This is a genomic window from Rhodohalobacter barkolensis, from assembly GCF_002834295.1.
Classification (GTDB): domain Bacteria; phylum Bacteroidota; class Rhodothermia; order Balneolales; family Balneolaceae; genus Rhodohalobacter; species Rhodohalobacter barkolensis.
This window is the reverse complement of sequence record NZ_PISP01000001.1, coordinates 939,636-956,106: the sequence shown is the minus strand read 5'-3', so window position 1 is coordinate 956,106 and position 16,471 is coordinate 939,636. Positions and strand designations below refer to the sequence as shown.

General features: G+C 43.6%; 12 protein-coding genes. 6 read left to right on the top strand and 6 right to left on the bottom strand.

Annotated elements, in window-relative coordinates; translation table 11 throughout:
• Nucleotides 1–137 precede the first annotated feature (137 nt).
• Nucleotides 138–2,504: a GumC family protein gene (locus CWD77_RS03985; protein ID WP_101071921.1), complete on the top strand. Its 2,367-nt coding sequence runs from the start codon at nt 138–140 to the stop codon at nt 2,502–2,504.
• A 70-nt stretch (nt 2,505–2,574) separates the two neighbouring features.
• Nucleotides 2,575–3,105, top strand: a complete 531-nt coding sequence (locus tag CWD77_RS03980) for a hypothetical protein (RefSeq protein WP_101071920.1) — start codon at nt 2,575–2,577, stop codon at nt 3,103–3,105.
• 162 nt (nt 3,106–3,267) lie between these two features.
• Here the strand turns inward: CWD77_RS03980 and CWD77_RS03975 are convergent, their stop codons facing one another.
• Nucleotides 3,268–3,678, bottom strand: a complete 411-nt coding sequence (locus CWD77_RS03975) for a type II toxin-antitoxin system VapC family toxin (protein WP_101071919.1) — start codon at nt 3,676–3,678, stop codon at nt 3,268–3,270.
• Nucleotides 3,659–3,907 (bottom strand): ribbon-helix-helix protein, CopG family, encoded by a 249-nt coding sequence (locus CWD77_RS03970; RefSeq protein ID WP_101071918.1) that lies wholly within the window; start codon nt 3,905–3,907, stop codon nt 3,659–3,661. Before CWD77_RS03970 ends, CWD77_RS03975 begins: the two co-directional genes overlap by 20 nt.
• A gap of 543 nt (nt 3,908–4,450) precedes the next feature.
• On the opposite strand from CWD77_RS03970, the gene CWD77_RS03955 reads away from it, so the two are divergent.
• Together CWD77_RS03955 and CWD77_RS03950 are read left to right on the top strand one after the other, a co-directional pair.
• The gene (locus CWD77_RS03955) at nt 4,451–6,094 is read left to right on the top strand and encodes a DEAD/DEAH box helicase (protein WP_101071916.1); all 1,644 of its coding nucleotides are present in this window, start codon (nt 4,451–4,453) and stop codon (nt 6,092–6,094) included.
• Nucleotides 6,095–6,108: 14 nt separating this feature from the next.
• Nucleotides 6,109–6,891 carry a lysophospholipid acyltransferase family protein gene (locus tag CWD77_RS03950; protein ID WP_101071915.1) on the top strand — a complete coding sequence of 261 codons (783 nt, stop codon included), beginning with the start codon at nt 6,109–6,111 and terminating at the stop codon, nt 6,889–6,891.
• Between the two features lie 612 nt (nt 6,892–7,503).
• On the opposite strand, the gene CWD77_RS03945 is transcribed toward CWD77_RS03950, so the two are convergent.
• The 4 genes from CWD77_RS03945 to CWD77_RS03925 all read right to left on the bottom strand — a co-directional run bounded on the left by CWD77_RS03945 (nt 7,504) and on the right by CWD77_RS03925 (nt 13,883).
• On the bottom strand, nt 7,504–9,063 hold the full coding sequence (locus CWD77_RS03945; RefSeq protein ID WP_101071914.1) for a DUF5723 family protein: 1,560 nt from the start codon (nt 9,061–9,063) through the stop codon (nt 7,504–7,506).
• 10 nt (nt 9,064–9,073) lie between these two features.
• Nucleotides 9,074–11,323, bottom strand: coding sequence for a hypothetical protein (locus tag CWD77_RS03940; protein ID WP_101071913.1), 2,250 nt, complete (start codon nt 11,321–11,323; stop codon nt 9,074–9,076).
• Between the two features lie 926 nt (nt 11,324–12,249).
• The gene (locus CWD77_RS03930) at nt 12,250–12,765 is read right to left on the bottom strand and encodes a PH domain-containing protein (RefSeq protein ID WP_101071911.1); all 516 of its coding nucleotides are present in this window, start codon (nt 12,763–12,765) and stop codon (nt 12,250–12,252) included.
• Between the two features lie 110 nt (nt 12,766–12,875).
• Nucleotides 12,876–13,883 (bottom strand): hypothetical protein, encoded by a 1,008-nt coding sequence (locus tag CWD77_RS03925; RefSeq protein WP_101071910.1) that lies wholly within the window; start codon nt 13,881–13,883, stop codon nt 12,876–12,878.
• A 946-nt stretch (nt 13,884–14,829) separates the two neighbouring features.
• On the opposite strand from CWD77_RS03925, the gene CWD77_RS03915 reads away from it, so the two are divergent.
• The gene (locus CWD77_RS03915) at nt 14,830–15,540 is read left to right on the top strand and encodes an alpha/beta hydrolase (RefSeq protein ID WP_101071908.1); all 711 of its coding nucleotides are present in this window, start codon (nt 14,830–14,832) and stop codon (nt 15,538–15,540) included.
• A 76-nt stretch (nt 15,541–15,616) separates the two neighbouring features.
• A complete protein-coding gene (locus CWD77_RS03910) occupies nt 15,617–16,330 on the top strand; it encodes a response regulator transcription factor (protein ID WP_240596639.1) in 714 nt (237 codons plus the stop codon).
• The last annotated feature ends 141 nt before the right edge of the window (nt 16,331–16,471 follow it).

The following is a 16,471-nucleotide window of genomic DNA, read 5'->3' as shown; positions in this document are numbered from 1 at the left end:
TAAATTAGAAATTGATATCTATTTACTAAATAGACTAAATCCATTGTAACTGTTAGCAATAGATTCATATATTGTGTCACACTTTAGGTACATATGATTTGTTAAATCATCAGTTGGCTTTAATATAAAAGAAGAGAATGGGACAGTTTGAGCGGGGAAATGGGTTTTCTGCGAATAAAAATCTCTATAACGGGGATTATCCTAATGAATTAGATCCGGATGAGATTGATCTGATAAAGTTATTCAGTATTATCCTGCGATATAAATGGATTATTGCAGGTATTACACTGATGTTTACGATTGCATCTGTTATTTATTCATATTCTATTATTCCCGTGTATGAAAGTGATGGAACCATCCTGATCAAAGATGATCAAAACCGGTATCCGGGCGGAGGTGCAGAACTGTCAAATCTTTTATCAGCAACCTATGGAATTGGTATGGGCAGTACGCTATCGAATGAACTGCAGGTTTTTCGATCCAGATCGATGTCATTCACACTTGCTAACAGAGTGATTCAAGAGGATGTAATGAAAAACGGTAGTCGATTCCCAATACTTTGGAGAGCTTTTCCGGATGACTCGACCGTAGTTACGCGTGACTCTGTTGCAACTCGAATCAGAAATAACATGGATATAGTCCGTCAGGATCAGGATACGGATATGTTACGTATTACTTTTAAAAGCTACTCTCCGCTTGAGGCGGCCTGGATGGTTGATCAGGCTATTGAAGGGTATACGGATCTTTCCCAACAACAGAATCGCGGTGCAGCATCATCCGCGCTTGACTTTTTAGAGCGGGAGAGAGAGTTGATTCGCGAGGAACTGAATGAAAATGAACAGCGACTGCGTGTATATATGAATGAAACCGGGCTCATTCAGGTGGATGAGCAGACAAGTGCGGCAATTGAACGGATTTCTGAGCTTGAGGCTCAAAGGCAGGAATTACAAGTTAGAAAGGTGGCTGTAACTTCAGCAATCAGTGCTTATGAGCAGCAATTGGATGAGATTAAGCCCGGTCTTGCTGATCAATTTTCAGACAATGTTGGGACCACCCTGGAGCGATATCAATATCGATTGGCCGAGCTGGAAACTGAAAAATTACTTCTACTTCAACGGAATCCGTCATTGAGAGATCAACCGGATCAGGAGCCTTATCTCGTGGAAATTGAAGATCAGATTCAATTACTGAGGAGAGAGATCAACAGAATAGCATCTACATTGGTTGATGAAAGCGCAGATGCCTATATCGGGTTTTTAAGCAATACAGACAATGGTATTGCCGGAAGGATTACAGAACTCAGAACCCAATTGATTGAATTGCGCATTGAAGAATCTCAATATCTGGCTCAGGAAACAGCAATTGATGAACGCATGGCTGCAGAAAATGAGTTTTTCAATAATCTGCCCGATAATATGATAGAATTAGCTCGTCTGAAACGGGATGCAGAAATTCAGGAAGAGCTCTTTTTGACTATTTCTCAACAGTACGCAGAAACTGCATTGTGGGAACAGACGCAGTTCGGACAGGGCAGACCACTTGATTATGCGTTTGTTCCCGATAAACCGACAGAGCCTAAGAAACGGATGATCGTAATTGTTGGATTTTTACTTGGTGGAATCGTCAGCTTGGGTGCAGTTTTTACAAGGGAATTATTTAATAATACTTTGGATAGTGTAGATCATTTGAAAGAGAGGGGATATCCGCTTCTTACTGTGATTCCGGATATGACTAATCGAATGAAAGAGATATTTGGTGATTCAAAAACAGTTACAATTCAAGGGAAATCGATCTCAACATCTCTGCTGTCAATCACAGACAGTATTTCCCCGGTAAGTGAATCCTTTCGCAGATTGCATAACAATATTATCTATTCTCATCCGGACGAAAATTTTAAACGTATTTTGATTACCAGCTCCGCTAAAGGTGAGGGAAAATCCACCGTTTCTACAAATCTTGCCGTAATTTTAGCCGATTCTGGGAAAAAAGTTTTAATTATTGATTCCGATCTGCGAAGGCCAAATCTGCACAAATTACTGGGAGAAAATCGGATACCCGGACTCATTGACACGCTCTTTAATGATGATATAGAGTTGAGTCAGGTAATTCGTGAAACTGTGGTTCCAAACCTGGATTTGTTAACCACCGGACAAGAGCCACCTAATCCATCAGCTGTATTGCAGAGTGAAAAGCTGAAGGGTTTGATTGATCAGGTTGAGGAGCATTACGATCATATTATTATTGATACGGCTCCCTATGGTATTATTACAGATGCAGCTCCTTTAATCCCTATTGTGGACGGAGTTGTTCTGATTGCACGATTTGGTGAAACACCGATAAATGAGTTAAACCAGTCGATTGAAAATTTAGAACGCGTTCATGCCAAAATTATCGGTACTGTTTTGACAGCCTATAATTACGAAAAAAGTGGAGATTATTATACTCGATCGAATGGACATTACGATTATCAACGTGCTTACAAAGACTACAACCGGAGTATTTGATATTTAGAATATCATTTTTGTGATATTTATCAATTGAATTTGTTTAGACATGAAATTAAAATATCGATGTATGATTAGACTGAAAACGTTATTGGGAATATTATTTTTTGTGTGTATTGGGTATGAGTTTGCAAATGCACAACAACGAAGTGTTCCGGTATCCCAACAATTTCGTTTGGGGGAAGGATTGATCCGGATTGCTGAACCTGGCCAGCTGGCTGACTCAGTGAGTGTTTGGGGAGATATTAATACCCCCGGTCGGTATTTAATTCCACGGGGTACGAGAATCCATGAATTGATATCCTATGCACGCGGACCGGCATCTTACAGAACAGGAGATACGACTGTAGACTGGTCTAAACTTCGAATTGAGATTAATATCACATCATTTGGAGAATCAAACGAAGACCCTGTATTTACGAATTTCACGTATCGATATTCGGACCCGATCCCGGACAGATTTTATGATCATACCTTAAAAAATAGTGATATTATAGGTGTTGAAGTAAAGCGTAGGCCATCCTTTGCAGATTATGTACGTGTTATCGGACCGGCTGTGTCTGCTATTGCAACCACATTTATAATTATAGATAGACTGTAGGGTTTAGACGATTTCTTCAATTGGGATACATACTGAAATTTTACTGGGCAGGAAAGCCATTGTGCAATTTTGGGCTGCGAAAAGAATGTAAATCAATCAGGAGAGGGTGATTAGTAGTTTTAGTGGCGTAATCTGTATACCCTAAACCGTTCACTGATCAACTCATTGAATCAGATTATTCAAATATTTCCCATTGTTCAATTTGTATACGGAAAAATCCTGATCCAGTGTAATAATTGAATCAATATTTTGTGATTCTGCTGCTTCCAGGAGAGTACAATCAGCCAGATCCGCCGGTAAGTCGGAGTACTTGACAAACCAATCTCGGACTGCTCCGATTTGCCAATGTTGAAGATTGTACACGTCTAAACCACCGGCAATAATCCAGTCAATAAAATCCAGCTGAGTGTTTCTATTGAAATCGAGCATATAGCAGGCCTCAGTCAGTACCGGCCAGGTGGTTGTCAAACGGCCGTGATACTCTTTTAAAAAAGAAAGGACTTTTTCATGATGCTGATCAGTGTTATCAAAAAGTGCAATTATCGGACCCGCATCAATCAGACTGTTTTTCACTTATTTTCTCTTTTATTCTCGATTTATAAGTAACAGATCGATCGATGTCACCGCTCCCTCGTTTGCCAAATAGATCTTTTCCTGCTTCGAAGGGGCTCTGTGTTTTTTTCTCTTTTGCAATATATTCCACCAGCGCTTCCCGGATAATGTGGGAATGAGATTTATTCGTGGAAGAGGAGAGGGCATCCAGCTCTTCTTCGAGCTTTTTGGGTAATCTGACGGATTTCATTGTCTTGGATTTACTTACTTGTCATACATAATGTAATACAATGCTATTGGGTTTTCAAGTTTTATTAATGAATCCCGTTAGATTTTGGATTTGTTAGTAATGTTCAAAAATTTTGGTATTTGGTATTTGGTATTTGGTATTTGGTATTTGGTAATCTGGGCTTCCAACAAAAAAGGTCACAAAAGAAGTATGTTTGATACATTTCTATATTTGCAATGCTTAGTGATTAGGGGTTCTCGCAGATTTGCGCAAATCAAGTCGCAGATTTTCGCGGAAGGTTTTGAATTTTGAATGATGAATTTTGAATTCAGAATTTGGATGTGGTGTCAAATTTTAAAAAATTTGCCGATTGCCGATTGCCGATTGCCGATTGCCGATTGCCGATTGCCGATTGCCGATTGCCGATTGCCGATTGCACGCATACCGTAAACCATACACCGTATACCGTCCATCTTTTCCACTCTAAACTGTCGAAAGCTTTTGTTATATTATTGACTTAGATGAAAAACCATCAACGATTTATAACAAATAAAAGACTGACATTTGAAGTTTACTGATTTAAACCTTTCTGATTCACTGCTCGCCGGCTTGCGGGATGTTCAATTTACTGATACTACACCTGTTCAAGAGAAAGCGATTCCCATTGTCACCTCCGGGCGTGACCTTATTGCCACCGCACAAACAGGAACCGGCAAAACGGGCGCGTTTGTGATCCCAATTATGGATCAAATTCTAAAAAACAATGAAAAGCGTGATGGCGTAAAAGCGCTTATTCTGAGTCCGACCCGCGAGCTTGCCAAACAGATTGATGAAGAGATTTTTGCGATCGGATATCATACCGGCCTGACCTCAGCCACGGTGATCGGCGGCAGCGATTTTGCTCAGCAGGTAAACGCAATCAAGGCAGGAGTGGACATCATTGTTGCGACGCCAGGACGATTGATGGATCAAAACAAAGTGATCAACATCGACTTTTCGAATGTGGAGTATTTTATCCTGGATGAAGCAGACAGAATGCTGGACATGGGTTTTCTGCCGGATATCCGGAAGATCATCTCGTGGCTGCCAAAGGAGAGACAGACTCTTCTCTTTTCCGCTACGATGCCGAATGAGATTAAGAATCTGGCCGGCAGCATCATGAATAATCCCGATTCTGTAGAAATTGAGCGGTCCAAGCCATCAAAACAGGTTGAACAGCGCGCTTACACGCTATTGAGTGATCAGAAAATTCCGCTGGTCAAAAAGATCTTTAAGAATATTAAATGGGACTCCTGCATTATTTTCACCTCTACCAAGAAAGGAACGGATGAACTTCATAGACTTCTTCGGGATGAGGGAATCAAGGCAGAAAGTATTCACGGTGACCGTTCTCAGGATGAGAGAAACAGGGCACTGAATGCATTTAAGAACGGTCAGGTACCGGTAATTGTGGCTACCGACGTTCTGGCGCGTGGTATCGATATCAAAGAGGTGTCGATCATCATGAACTACGATGTACCCAACAACACGGATGACTACATTCACCGTATCGGGCGAACCGGACGGTATGATAAATCCGGAATTGCCATTACGTTTGTGACCCGCCGCGACAGCAAGAAATTCCGTGATATTGAGCGGATCAAAGGGAATACGATCAAGCATATTGAACTGCCCAAAAACTTTGGTGATTCGTCCGACTTCTCATGGGATGATGATTTTAAAGGCGGAAAGAAAGATCAATCGAAAGGCAAAAAGAGTCAGACAAAAGAGAAGTCGCAGGATTCAAGGGATAAGAGTCAGAAGTCTGATGATTCCAAAAAACAGCGACCGGGCAGCCGATCGGGCAATGACGAGAAGAAAGGATCTGACAAGCAGGACCAGGCTAAAAGCCAAACAGGATCAGATAAGGAAACCGATAAGAAACAAAGCAAGGACTCTTCAGCCAAAGATCAGTCAGACAAGCGACAGAAGTCTGAGTCCAAATCGTCTCCAAAGCAAAAGCCGAAACAGGAGAAGAAAAAAGAGCAGCCGAAAAAAGCTGATAAAGAGAAGCAGGAACAGGCTGCAAAACCGGAGAAGGTTGAGGACTTGAAAAATGTAACGCTGCCACCTGTTGTAGAGAAGGCTGTGGATCGCAATAAACGTGCCCGTAAACCGTCCAAGGGAATTTGGGGCATTATTAAGAGTTATATACCGAAGATTAAATAGCAATTTCCGGTTTTATGGTACAGCGAATAAAATCCCTGTTGATTTGGGCCGGCATCATTCTGTTGATACTTTTCTGGATGCCACTTCTCGCGCTCATTCGTCTGTTTGACCGAAGCCCGGTCCGATACAGAACGGGAAAGTGGTTTCGGAAGCTGGGTTATTTCATATCCAAAGTAAATCCAACCTGGAAGGTGGATATTGACGGAGGTGAAGATATTGATGACCGGAATCCCTATGTGATGGTAAGTAATCATATGTCGAATGCGGATATACCGGTGATTTCCAATCTGCCGTGGGAGATGAAATGGATTGCCAAAAAAGTGCTGTTTGGACTTCCGATTGTCGGATGGATGATGAAGATGTCGGGGGATATATCGGTGGATCGGTCCTCATCGAACAAGAGAATCGGTGTATTTAAACAGTGTAAATACTACCTGGATCAAAATATATCGGTCATCTTTTTTCCGGAGGGGACCCGTTCCCGAACCGGCAAAGTAAATCATTTCGCAATCGGTGCTTTTGACCTTGCTATTCGCGAACAGAAACCGATTTTGCCAATTGCTTTGGACGGCACTCATGACTGTCTCCCCAAAAAGAGCTGGGTTTTTAAGCCGAATGTACACGTCAGAATGAAAGTTCTCGATCCGATTCCAACCGTAGGTATGGAAAAAGAGGATGGTGTGGAACTGGTAGAAGATGTGCGCAGACGCATTGCAGCGCAGATCGCCGAATGGAGAGGTGTTTCTGTAGAGGAGGTTTTAGCCATCTCCTCCGCCGATAGTCGGACAAGTTCTTGAGAGGAGACAGAACCCGAAGTGTTCAACGTAGGGTTCAGAGGTGTGTTGATTGCTGAGCCCAGATTTACCTCTAAGATTTGAATAGCCTCGTTTTTGATATTCCCAAGAACACACCCCTCGCCCAATTCAACCAGCTTCGCTTTTGAATTGAACTTTTCCCCTCTCGAGAGGGGAAGATTGTATACATCTCCTCATGAGAGGAGACAGAATCCGAAGTGTTTAACGAAGGATTCAGAGGTGTGTTCACCTTGGGTTAGAAAGTCACCTCATAACTTTAAGCATGTCCTCAAATAATGTATCCAGTAACACACCCCTCGCACAGTGAGCAATGCTGACGCATTCTCCCTTTTGCTTTTCCCCTCTCGAGAGGGGAGTTCTAAGGACATCTCCTCTTGAGAGGAGAAAGAACTCGAATTGTTTAACGTAGGGATTCAGAGGTGTGTTGAACGACGACCCCGGTGTTCACTTCTAAGTTTAGAATGTCTTCAATATTTGTGCTTCCAAGAACACACCCCTTGCTTGAATGAAGCACGTTTTGCGTTTTCATTCAAACTTTTCCCCTCCTGTCCTCCAAAACCTAGGCGCAGGCGGGCTCCAGAGGGGGAGGTTATTTTAAAAATGAACAACGATCCCGCTCCAGGCGGCGCCCAGTGCGGCTCCACGGTTTTGGGAGTTGGCACTCCCCGCAACTCCCAGACTGAATTCAAAATTCCTGAGTTCTACCCCCGTACCGGCGTGAAATGTGGTACTGCTGTAGCCGCCCATTCGTACTCCTGCACGAAGTGGAATAATGTTGAAGAATTTGTATTCACTGCCCAGCGAGAGATGCAGTCTGCTGCTGTTGATGCCTCGATCAACCATTCCCGCTCCGATATCTGCCATAAACCCGAACTTGCCCAGCTGCAGGTGCGAGCCGACTCTCAACATGGTTGGCAATCCGACGGAGTGAGAGGACTCCGTACTTGTGTTGAAATTACCATAGACGTCATTTCCGATACTGTCAACCAGAACAGATTCAAAGTAAGCACTCTCGTCTCCGTCAAAATCATTGTCGATGGTCTCCTGATCGTAGTCGATCCCATTCCATGTGAAGTTGTCTGCCGCATTAAATGAGCGTGCATTATCGGAGAAGGAGAGAGCTCCCAAATCCGTGAGTGAGAGGCCAACGGTCAAAGTTTTATCACCGCGGAAGATTCCAAGATTACTGAAAGCATTATCGTGCAGATCGAGCCGGGCCGTTACCCCCATATCCACGCCGATGGAGGTTCCCCTGAAACCGGTATAATCGCCTGCATCCGGGTCCAAATAATCATCCAGTTTGGGATCCAAACCGGCCTGACGATCTTGGTTATACTGCTCAAGCTGAGCGGCTCGTGCTCCAATGGTTTCAACGGTGTAGTTAAAGTTGTGCTGAATTTCTCCTCCCGATTCAGCTGATACACCTTCAATCCTCAGATCAGACTGCAGGCTCAGTGAACCATAGTCGGCAGAGAGAAGAAGCTTAGGTGCTATTCCGGCGTGAATACGTAGATTCCGGCCCAATCCCATAAACCGGTCCTGACGATAAATTGTGGTTGCAAAGCCCACTGAAAACTCGTGCCACGCGTAATACTCCTGTGCAGAGTTGACGGCCCGGAACTGGTTGAAATAGTCAGAGTCGAGTCCGCGGAAGACAAGGTCTGCAAATCCTCTAGAGAAGGATGATTTTCCGGATGCACGAATGCGATGCGCGATACTGACGGTCCAATCCGGATTGCGGTAGACGGCGCCTACAGGTACCAGGCTAAAATCCATGGCAGCAGAACGCATACCCGCATCATTTGCGCCAAACCACTGATTCAGCATATCATCTGCAACAGTGCCCTCAATGGTCATTCCGGTAGTCAGGTAGTCGTTGTATGTGCTGATATTGATTAAATCTCCGCCTGACCGGGCCTGGATTCCGCCTACTACACCAAGCGTAATGTGAGGCCTTCTGTTGTGGTTCAGCATCAGGTTGGCCGGATTGATAAAATTGGCGTGATAGAGATCCTGGTAGGCAACACCGCCGCCACCCAGTCCGATTGTACCGGCTGTTTGATGGGATGCTTGTCCGGAGCTCTCAGAAGGATTGAAAAGGAGGAGAGCAAAGGATGCCAGTATCGTAAATAAGGAAGATTGTTTGATTTTCATGGCTCAGCCCTCAGTTCACTTGATTTAAAATTTTGAATCGACCGCTGATGCGGATCGTCACATCATCCGTATCCCGAATGCTCACTTCATCACCGTCACTTGTCTGAACTCCGGCCGATAGTCGAATATTCCGGGTTTGATTGAGCAGATCGAGCTGAGAACGACTCAAACTGAGCGTCGTATTTCCGTTTGATGCGGCTGTACTGATGCCATTGCCGTCAACCGGGGCAGCATCAAAACGAAGCGGATCATCATTACTGACGGGAGCTGTGGTGAGAACCCGGTTGTTTTCATCAAGGAAATCGAGACGCAGCGTGAATCCCAGCGGGATGCGGTTTCCATACTGAATCTCCAGTGATCCCTCTTCAATCATGGAATCATCATCCGGACCGGGTAGATTCCCCAGATCTTGCGATGTCGTATCCACGAATGTGGCGTTTTCTGCTCTCAGAGAAAGCGGAATATTTACGCTGTATTCGGGATTGAATTGTATCGGATTTCGGATGGTTCCTGAGGTTTCTTCTTCATTCACCAGTGCGATTCCTACAAATCGAATCTCGTCAGGCAGCCGGCTGAAAAACTCATTGATCGTGGTATTGGTACGATCAAATATGATCTGTTCCGTAATCTCCGGATCACCGGGATGATCGATTTCGAACTGAATAAGATCATTGGCAGGAATGGTATTTCCGTCAAACCGGAGGCGCTCAGCATCGGTTGCGTCCGTAACGGTTCGATTGGTTCCGGGCAGTGCTTGCAAGAAAAATTGATTTCCGTTTGAATCTCTTCCCAGAAAAGCCCCGATAACTCGCACCGGTAGATCGGAGTTGAAGGAGTAGTTGAAATCCAGCGAGGCGTTTGAAAACTCAATGCCATCCACTTTTTGTGAAAGATCTCGGATACCGTCAATTTCGATAATCTCCGCTTCACTGTCATTCAAAAGGTCAATGACCGTTCCGTTTGAAGGATCATCATTATTTAAAAGTGCCTGTTGTGTGGAAGGAACTCCAAATGCTTCCGAAATAGTGAGATTATCGAGATTTACATCTGCTGAAACGGCGTCTGATTCGTTGATGGTACTCAATGAGTTGCCTGAATCATCTTGTGTATCCTCGGTGATGGCAGACGTGTTGTATTTGATCTCGTTGTTTTGGGCATAAATTCGTGTATTTGTCAGGTCTACGGATTGCGAAATGGGCTGACTGTTGTTTGCCGGTATGGCGTTAGCCCCTTCAAATGAGATCACCAACGAATCCGCTTCGGTCCAGGGAGCTGTTCGGATATCCGGAAAGGAGATTTGCAGGGAAGGGATCTCGAGGTCGATAGAATTCAGAATATTTTCAATAGAGAGAGTTCCGCTTTGCAGCTCAACGTAGTGATCAGCTGAGGTGAAGTTGAATTCGGAGTTATCAAAATCTGCGGAACCGCTGAAGAAGAAGTCCTGAGAAGGTATCTGGGCTACAACCTGTGAAGCCACCAGATCCTGCCCCTGAACACCATTCACAATTAAACTTCCCGGATCAGTTTGAAGCGTTTGTCCCGACCATTCAATTTCTACATCAACGTTTAGGTTTGTGAGCAGAACTTCCGGGTCGACATCGGGATTTTCTACGATAGTGATTTTATCGCTTTCTGTGGTTCCATGGCTAAAGTTCGAAAATGTGACTGAACCGACAGAATTGTCATCACTGAAAAGTTCCAGGGTAAGAAGGTCCAGATCAATGCCCAGTTCGTTTCGAAGAACAATTTCAATAGATCCCTGTTTGATGGTGGCCGATTCAAAGAAATCCGTGTCGAGATCGATATTTACCGGAAATGGAGATTGTGCGCCCGGTATAAAATCTCCCTCTTGAGGGGTAACGGTCTGTCCGGTCAGATTCTCAAAGCCAGCCTCTCCCAGATTTCCATTTTCGTCCTGTGACGAGAAATCAGAAATGGAGATTTCACCAACCTGAGTTTCAAATTGAGCTGTGGTTGCATCAATTACGGGTATGGCATCATTCAGGTCCTCAAATTCAAACAGATCCTGTTTGGTGAGGGTGATCAAATGGTCACCGTCTACAGTAAAGAGGTCTGAAAAATCCTCCGATGTAGTATCGATGAGTGCATTTTTGTCTCCCAGAAACTGAAACCGGCTCTCAGCAATGAGCGGGGTGTCCATCTGATGGGAGAGGGTGAAATTGGGATCGCCGGGTGTTTCGCACTGAATAAAGAGCAAAACAGCGACAGCAGACAGGATGTAGGGCTTGATAGTTTTCATCGTAAAATGTAGATGATTATTAAAATCAGGTTATGTTAAAGGATTTTGCAATACCTTTACAATTTGTCATTCTTCCCCCGACACTTTCGAGAGAAGAATCTTTATATGCGTGTATCGTTTTTAAAAAAGATTCTTCACTGCGTTCAGAATGACAGCTCTGGATCTGCAAGATCCTCTGTTGTATGATAAGAAAACCTCAGTAAAAGGTTCTATGAGTTTTGATTACAAATTTTGTTTATCTCCGGTGTTGTGCATTTTCAATAAGGAGTCATTTCGAGGGGAGATATTTCAAAATAGTTTTCTAAATGGAGTAGTTTATCAGTATCGCCTTTATTTGGTTAGAACGAGCTTATTTGTTGGCTGATGGAGATGAAAAATATATCGGTTTTCAGAAAGATTCCGCCTCAATATGATTATTCATTTCAAACCACTCTCTCTGTTCGGCGGATATATATGTGACGGTTGTATTCTATAAACAGGGCACTCCTCCGGAGTGTTTAACGTAACGGGATTTTATTTAAAGTAAGGGTATAATTTATCCGTCAGTTCGAGCCTGCCTGTGCTAGAGCTTCTGCAGACAGGCGCAATCCCTATGCTTTTTTGGGATGAAGTCGAGAACTCATTTCTTTGTTTTATCTCAAACCCAGGAACACACCCCTTGCTTGAATGAAGCACGCTTCGCGCTTTCATTCAAACTTTTCCCCTCTCGAGAGGGGAGGTTTGTGGACATCTCCACTTGAGAGGAGACAGAATCCGGAGTGTTCAACGTAGGATTCAGAGGTGTGTTATTGCTGAGCTCAGATTTTACCTCTAAGATTTGCATAAGCTCGTTTTTGTTATACCCAATAACACACCCCTCGCACAGTGAGTAATGCTGACGCATTCTCACCTTTGCTTTTCCCCTCTCAAGAGGGGAGTTGAGAAACTTACTCAAAATGTTTTCTCTCTTTTTCGTAATCCTCTTCGGAGATCAGTCCCTGCTGCCAGAGGCCCGTCAAGTAGTCCATCCGGTCATCTCTTCCGGGAGCGGAGGGTTCCTCCCTGGCAGTTCTTGTTTTCAGTTCAGAAATTCGTTTGCGTTCAGCCTTTGCCGCCGACAGAATCATGTCAGCAAGCTTTTGCGGATTTTCCAGTCCGATCAAATCTACAGTCCTGGAGTTTGAATGAATGGTAACGATCCCGATCCCAAACTTTTTATCGATCCATTTTTGGGTGACATCCACATCATGAATGTTGACGAGATCCATTTTCTGTTCAATTCTAGAATCTTTCGCCGTTATAGCATGATCTGTGATTGTATATACAATCGAGTTGTGAGATGAATAAAATCTGTAGATCAGATAGATCCCCACGCCGAACAGGGGAATGAGGATGAAGCCCAGCAGATACCACCAGAAGAGCGATTTATGAGATGGCGTCAAAGTGATGGATTTGTCAGACATGGGTCTTTGAATCAATTTTTTTATTCTGTTTTGGTTGTAATAAGTAAAGGTATTTTCAATCCGGAAGATTCCAAAACGGTTTTCTCACGATAAAATAATAAGCCTGCTGCTTATAAATTCATTCGCAACCCGAATACATGCATGGTGGAGATTCCGGAAGGCTCCGGCACAAATGCGTAATCGATGGAGGGTGTATAATGATCGAATGGCAGGTGGATTGAAAATCCTGTAGACGGATGAATTTTACGATCCGGATTTTTTTCCTGCCATCTGAGTCCGCCCCGAACAGAAATTCTTTCATGAAGACGATAGTTACTTCCCAATCTTAGAAAATTCGCACCTTCTTGAATGTTATTTAGACCTGAACCGTCAGACAGCTCTTCTCCGTAGTTGACTCTGTGTTCAACATCGACATGAATCGACCAGTTCTCTATCGGCGAGTAACTGAAGCCTGTCAGGATTCGAAGGGGATCTTTTTCTGCTCTTGGGCGTGATTCTGTGCCATAAAGATCGGAACTGTCAATTGAACGGGAGGAGAGAAGATTCTGAATGGAAAGACCGGCCTGAAGCTGATCCGTAAGCCTGGTTAAAAATCCAATATCCAGTCCAACCCCCTGAACAGCGGGCACCTCATCGTGCAGGGTTGAATAGTTGTAGTGTATACCGATTCCAGCCAGTAGAGAATCAGAAAAACGGATTCCAAATGCACCGCTCAATCGATACTCCGAACTGTTTAAATATCCGGTGTGGTAACCGCTTAAATTTCTACCGTCAATGTCTGCGGTTCTCGCATTAATGAGTGAGATGGAAATTCCGGCGGATGGAGGAAGCTGAAACTGTGCAGATACCATGTGAAGATTTCTGTCGAACTCCATCAAAGCTGAGGAAAAATGAACGGGAACAGAGGTGCTTGTTGCAGCTGATTGTGCGGGATTATAGTAACTCAAACCGGAGAACTCAGTAGATGCAGTCATGGCATTACCCATTGCCAGTCCGATGGGTGAAAAACCGATGCGGGCGAACTCACCGGAGTAGCCTCCCTGGGAATACGCGGTTGAGCTGATCCCTGTCAATAAGATAAAAATGATAGCCGGAACCAGACCGATTCGTTTATCCATTCGATTCGTTTACTAAAGTTGTGTTGAAGTCACGGTTTAGGTCTCTAAATCTATAGAATATGGGGGATGGATCATAATGGCAATGACGGTCCCGTCATCCTGAACGGAGTGAAGGATCTCCTGGTCATGAAGCCGATTCCGGGAGATTCTTCGACAGGCCTGCCCTCCGAAACCTCGGTACAGGCGGGCTCAGAATGACGTGTATCAAAGGGATTCTTCGTTGCACTCAGAATGACACTATCGTCATCCTGAACGGTAGTGAAGGTTCTCTTAGGTATGGATGAATAACACAGAGATTCTTCGTTGTACTCAGAATGACACTATCGTCATCCTGCTGTGTCCCGACTCTTTTTCGGGGAACGGAGTGAAGGATCTCTAAGGAACAGAGGCAAATTAGGGCGATTCTTCTCACGAATACTCGGGATCAGAATGACAGTTTGGCCATCGGAAGGCTTTTCAAAAAAAACGGTTGATAAAGAAAATAAAAAAGCTGAGTAGGAAACTTTTACTCAAATTTTACTATTATCATCCAACAACAACCTTGAGTAGCTGTGATATTAAGGAAAAGTATCTCAACACGTTGGCGCTGAACTCGAGGGGATTCTTCACTATCGCTCAGAATGACAATCGAGTCATCCTGAACAGAGTGAAGGTTCTCTACACTATGAAGTTGAAAGCGGGAGATTCTTTGTTACACTCAGAATGACGGAATTGTCATCCTGAACAGAGTGAAGGATCTGTTGGGTACGGAGGCAATGCATGAAGATTCTTCGTTACACTCAGAATGACGGAATTGTCATCCTGAACGCAGTGAAGGATCTTTACACTATGAAGCTGTAACATGGAGATTCTTCTCCCGAATGCTCGGGATCAGAATGACTGTGGCAACGTCATCCTGAATCATGGTTAACTAGTCAGTAATCAATAAATAAAAATAGAAATACAGATGGCCGGTAAGGACAGAGAGGTTTTGGTATCCGGAAAAACCTCATTTAAAATTGAAGTACCCTATACTCTAATTGAAACCGGTGAGAAGAGAAAAAAACCGTTGATTGTCTATTTACATGGATTTGGTGAGAACAACAGTGAATTCATAAAAACATGTGATTCGCTGTTCAATCTGGAAGCATATCATCTTTTTATTCAGGGACCCTATCCGATTTATGACCGAAGCCGTAAAAAAAATGTTGCCGACTGGGGACGGGCGTGGTATCTGTATGATGGCAACCGGGGCCAGTTTATTAAATCACTTGAGCTGGCATCTGAATTCATTCAGGAGATCATTGATAACCTTTTACCCATGCTGAAGGTAAGTCGCATCGGTTTGATGGGCTACTCAATGGGTGGATATTTAGCGGGATTTTTTGCACTTACAAGATGGAAACACGTAAATGATCTGGCGGTAGTGGGAGCCAGAATCAAAACAGAAATTTTAAATGATAAATGGGAAAACATTCAGCATCTTAATATTGCCGCTTTTCATGGAGAGAAGGATGATCGGGTAAAAGCTGAACCTCAGGCAAAAGAAATTGAAACCCTGAAGGAAAAAGGTGTGAATGCAGAGTTGAATTTATTAAAGGAAAACCATTCATTTAGTGATGTCTATATAAAACGTATTTTAGATTGGTTTGAAAAAATTGGTTATACAAAGCTTTAAAAAATTATACTTTAATTAGAATATTTTTGTAACCTTCGGAGAATTCATCTTTACCACTCACTGAAAAGAACTACTTATGTCTACAGCATCTACGGATACGAAAAAAAAGATGAAAATATTGGTCGTAGAAGATGACCCCACTGTGCGAACCCTTGTAAAAGCGGTTTTAGAGCATCGTGGTAACGATGTTGCCGTTGCTGAAACAGCCGGTGATGGAGAAGATAAAGCGCTGAATAACAAGTTTGATATGATCATACTGGACCTCCGATTGCCGGATGGGAATGGATATGATGTGTGCGCAAAAATCCGGGAAGAGGGAGTTACAACTCCTGTGCTTGTGCTCTCTGCCGAACATGAGACCGACGTAAAGGTCAAAGTTTTGAATGTTGGTGCTGATGATTATCTGACCAAACCGTTCAACAGCGATGAGCTGATGGCCCGCCTCGACGCCATCGCCAGACGCAGCACCAGCAAGGATTCCGAAAAAGAACTCACGTGCGGCAGTTTGAAAGTTGATCTGATTACCCGCAAAATGATCATTAATGAAGAAGAGATTGACTTGACGAACAACGAGTTCAATTTGCTGGTCTATTTTGTGCGGAATAAGGGACGAATTATCTCACAGGAAGAGCTGGCCAGCAACGTGTGGGATATTCATTTTGATACTCAGACAAATTACATCAATGTCTATATCAGTTACCTTCGCAAAAAGATGAGAGAGCACTCCGAGTTCGATTTCATTGAAACCATCCGTAAGAAAGGATTTATGTTTCAGTGTGATGAAGATTGATGAATTACTCTTCATTTGACTTGCTGAATGACACTATCGTCATCCTGAACATAGTGAAGGATCTCCTGGCTATGAAGCAGATTCAGGGAGATTCTTCGTTTCACCCAGAATGACGCGTAGGGTCATCCTGAAAAGAGTGAA